This window comes from Wenzhouxiangella psychrophila (assembly GCF_042310375.1).
Taxonomy (GTDB): Bacteria; Pseudomonadota; Gammaproteobacteria; order Xanthomonadales; family Wenzhouxiangellaceae; genus Wenzhouxiangella.
In genome coordinates this window covers 1-555 of the sequence record NZ_JBHJMQ010000034.1, presented here as the reverse complement: position 1 = coordinate 555, position 555 = coordinate 1, and the positions used below count along the sequence as shown (strand labels likewise).

The window sequence follows — 555 nt, the reverse complement described above, 5'->3', positions numbered from 1 at the left end:
GGTCTTCGATGCGGGCGTTGGTGCAGGATCCCAGGAAGACGGTGTCGATCTTGATGTCGCGCAGTGGGGTTCCTGGTACCAGGTCCATGTACTGCAGTGCCTTTTCGGCTGCTGCCTTGTCGTTGTCGTTGGTGAAGTCTTCTGGGCTTGGTACGGATTCGCCCAGTGGCAGGCCCTGGCCTGGGTTGGTGCCCCAGGTGATGAATGGGGTCAGTGCGGAGCCATCGATTTCTACGACCTTGTCAAAGGTTGCGCCTTCGTCGGTTGGCAGGGTCTTCCAGTAAGCAACTGCTTCGTCCCAGTCGGCGCCCTTTGGTGCCATTTCGCGGCCTTCAACGTAGTCGAAGGTGGTTTGGTCTGGGGCGATCATGCCGGCACGTGCGCCAGCTTCGATGGACATGTTGCACATGGTCATGCGTGCATCCATGGACATCTTACGGATTGCTTCGCCGCGGTATTCCAGAACGTAGCCCTGTCCGCCGCCGGTGCCGATCTTGGCGATAATCGCCAGAATCAGGTCCTTGGAGGAAACACCTGGCTGCAGTTCACCAGTAA

The 555-nt window shown here is 58.6% G+C and carries 1 protein-coding gene; it reads right to left on the bottom strand.

Features of this window, described 5'->3' with window-relative positions:
* A partial coding sequence (locus tag ACDC66_RS15215; protein ID WP_376697589.1) for an aconitase family protein occupies positions 1–555 on the bottom strand: 555 nt, incomplete at both ends.